At 36.0% G+C, this 3503-nt stretch carries 4 protein-coding genes; all 4 read left to right on the forward strand.

Features of this window, described 5'->3' with window-relative positions; all coding sequences use genetic code 11:
* On the forward strand, positions 1-725 hold a 725-nt coding region (locus EXE09_RS18890), incomplete at its 5' end, for a virulence factor TspB C-terminal domain-related protein (RefSeq protein ID WP_265937158.1).
* Positions 725-1009 (forward strand): DUF2523 family protein, encoded by a 285-nt coding sequence (locus EXE09_RS18555; protein WP_130118240.1) that lies wholly within the window; start codon positions 725-727, stop codon positions 1007-1009. The genes EXE09_RS18890 and EXE09_RS18555, both read left to right, overlap by 1 nt.
* Positions 1010-1080: 71 nt before the next feature.
* Positions 1081-2565, forward strand: a complete 1485-nt coding sequence (locus EXE09_RS18560) for a zonular occludens toxin domain-containing protein (protein WP_130118241.1) — start codon at positions 1081-1083, stop codon at positions 2563-2565.
* Positions 2562-2873: a hypothetical protein gene (locus EXE09_RS18565; protein ID WP_130118242.1), complete on the forward strand. Its 312-nt coding sequence runs from the start codon at positions 2562-2564 to the stop codon at positions 2871-2873. Before EXE09_RS18560 ends, EXE09_RS18565 begins: the two co-directional genes overlap by 4 nt.
* Positions 2874-3503: the final 630 nt, after the last annotated feature.

Raw genomic sequence — 3503 nt, forward strand, 5'->3', positions numbered from 1 at the left:
CTATTGATCTTGTTTCTTTACCGAATCCGGCTTATGACCCTTCTAAAGATGAGGAAAAAACATTACCGCTTGATGTTGTCGCTAATCAAGTAATTTCTAATGCCGAAGCGGGTGATACGAATGCTCAAGTAGCAACAACTGCTGCTGCTGCTGATATTGTCAATGATGCTCAAAATGATGATGCAAAAGCACGTCCGATTGTGAATCAGTTAGAAGCAAATGCAGAAACAAAAACAGAAGAGGAAGCAACAGGACAATCAAAACCAAATACAGAAACAGGTGCAACTGACTTATCACTCACATTTCCAGTGTTTTGCGGTTGGGCACCAGTAGTCTGTGAAGCTGCTCAAACTGTAATTTCATTCCCTCAAACGCTTACGAATTGGTGGGATAGGTCTGTTAATGCATTAACTGAAGCTTATGAATATGCGAAGTCTCAAGTTCAAGCTGTACGTGATTATTTTAAAGATGAGCCTCCAAAAAATGATGATACTGCTTTAGATATTCCTGATCCTCCATTACCTGACATAAATACAGATATAAATTTTGGTGGTGCTTGTCCAGTTTCAAAAACTGTCCCTATCTCTTTCGCAGGTATATCAACAGAAATCGAATTTTCATTTCAACCGCTTTGTGACATAGCTTCATTTATAAAACCTGTAGTTATTACTATCTCTGCTTTTAGCTCTGCATTAATCATCGCTGGCATCAGGGAGAATGAATAATGTGGTCTAAATTAGTATCTGTACTCAATTCATTACAAAAGGGTAGTTTAAAAAGTTGGCTCACTGGTGCAGGGCTTATGCTTGGTACTTCTGTTGCTTCAATGACTGCCTTTTCAACTGCTGTAAATGCTCTAAAAAATCAAACTGGTGCTGTTTCTGTGGATGTACTTGCATTGGCGCATCTATCGGGTTTTGACATAGCAATGTCTTTAATACTTGGCGCAATCGTTACACGAATGACGCTTAACTCATCAAAATTAGTTTTAAAAAAACATAGCGGTTAGGAACGTGCATCCGCATCTGACATCACGGCTAGCGTGTGCAGTGCGGTGCAAAGTTCAATAGCGAGGTAAATATGTTACATCTAATCACAGGTACGCCAGGCGCAGGAAAAACTTTATACGCTGTATTTCTTATAGATAATTATGAGAAAGCAAATCAACGTGCGCTTGAATACAATGCTACTGCATTAAAAAAGAACAATGAAGAAATAGAGAAAAATAATCTTGCTGATTATTTCTTGTCACATACATATTTCAGTAAAAAAACTAAAGAAAATGAAACGCTTATTTTTGAACCTGACTATTTTAATTATTTGGGTTCAAAACAACGTACTGAGGGTATGTTTTTAGATATTCAACATTACAACGGCATATTAAAAGTCATAAAAAATGATCTAAATCTTGATCTTAAACCGCTTAAAGATGTAAGACATATTTATGCCAATATTGATGGTTTAAAAGTTGATAATGTCCGACCTGTGGAAATTGACTGGCGTAAATGTCCTGACGGCTCAATTATCTTTTATGACGAAATACAATTGATCTTTGAATACTCAACGGATAACAAACAAGACAAAGAAGACATCGTCAAAGAATTAACCATTCATCGTCATCGGGCTTTTGATATATATGGTATTACACAGTTTCCTAGTTTGGTTCACACTAACTATCGGGCTGTTGTTGGGCTTCATTATCACTTACATCGTGGTTGGGGTGCTCCGTCCGCTACAGTCTACGTATGGGCGAATTGTCGTGATAAGCCTAATAGCTTGGGGAATAAACTCACTGCTGAACGTGATTTTAGATTCAACTATCCTAAACGCTTATATGAAATATATGAATCAGCTACTGCTAACACAGTAAAACTACGCATTCCGCTTAAACTCTTTGCAATCTTACTTATACCGCTTGTTGGTCTTGTGATGGTGGGTAATATGATTTTTGGTGGTGAACGTACATTCTTCGGTACGATCTTCGGTTCCAGTGAGAAAAAGGAAGTTAAAAAAGAAACGTCCACAACAGATAAAGCAAACGTCCAAGCTTCTGATCCTAACGCTCTATCACAATTTAATCCTGACATTGAATGTCGCAAAGCTGTTAATGTTGAAAAACCTCAATGTGTCCAATGGTTTAATGATCTAAGTAAAACTAAGGCTTCGATAGATTCTCAAGGCTCTATTACTACAGTTGCATATAATCCTGATAAACCTTATGACTTTGCACCCGAGCAACAGATACAGATTAGAGATTATCCACGCCTTACAGGATGTGCAAAAAAGCCTACTGGAGAGCTTGTTGGTATAGATCAACAGGGTAATGTCATGCCTAAAATTTCTAAAAAAGATTGTCAACGGTGGTTAGGTGGTGAACGTCCATTTGATTACACACGCTCTCCAGTACAGGTACAAAATAATGCTAACTCAAATTATCAAGTCAATACTTCGGACAATATTCAACAGGCTGCTCAACGACATATTTCGCAAGAAATAGAACAAGCCAATAACTATGTCGAACCACAACTTCAAGCTAAAACAATCACTGGAGCAAATGCACTATGAATATTTCTCAATCTGAAAATTTAAAACTCTTGAATGATTTACTGAGTGGTATGACTCCGATTTTTATTGGTATTTTCATACTTGGTTTGATTACAGGTGTATTTTTCTTTAGTGATTTAGTTAATAGACTTGATAGATTATCTCAGCGTTTTAGATGCCCAAGACGTATTATTGTGCATGACCAAATTAATGATGTTTACTGCTATGTCTATAGATTTAAAGGTAAATATTACAGTGAACATGAATTTAAACGTCGTAGAGCGATAGCTCTAAACAAGTTTCTTAACAAAAGAAACTTGTCGATCTGATACGTAATGAATTGATTTATAACTGAAACGTCATGTCTATGACGCTTAGATTCATGTCTATGAATCGACACAAACAATATTCGAGCATCGACCTTCTGATTACGCTTTTTACGCAATTAGCTTCTATAATATGCGGGTAACGATTCACAAAATTTGATCAAGTAGGGCAGTTTTATGGATATTGAAAGAACTTTTAATACTGTTAAAGAATATTCTAGATGGTGGGAATATCTTACATTTGGTGAATTTCTATCTGTTATTTTAATTGTGATTTTTCTTGGTCTTCATCTTATTTATTCTAATGAAAAATAGACATATATGGCGAACAACTACATACAATAGAAATATAGGTTCATTAAGAAACAGTGATTATATTTTGATTCGTGAATCACTGGAGAAGTACTTAGACTTAATACGTGAAATTGACGTAGATAATTATGATGAAATAGATCAGCTCAAATTAATGTTCATCAGGTTAGATCATCACATTGAAAGATTAAGATAGCGCAGGATTTTGCATAACGAATATTATGTTACTTAAGGTAATCGGCAACGTGAATTATAATTTTCTGATTCACGTTGTCGATCTGTGGATGCGCTAGCAGTAGAAGCCACAGCCTCTGGTATCTT

The organism is Acinetobacter sp. WCHAc060025 (assembly GCF_004209355.1).
GTDB classification, from domain to species: domain Bacteria; phylum Pseudomonadota; class Gammaproteobacteria; order Pseudomonadales; family Moraxellaceae; genus Acinetobacter; species Acinetobacter wuhouensis.

Coding starts and splice junctions, on each gene's coding strand:
- EXE09_RS18565 (WP_130118242.1), top strand. CDS start 2,562: ATGAATATTTCTCAATCTGAAAATTTAAAACTCTTGAATGATTTACTG.
- EXE09_RS18560 (WP_130118241.1), top strand. CDS start 1,081: ATGTTACATCTAATCACAGGTACGCCAGGCGCAGGAAAAACTTTATAC.
- EXE09_RS18555 (WP_130118240.1), top strand. CDS start 725: ATGTGGTCTAAATTAGTATCTGTACTCAATTCATTACAAAAGGGTAGT.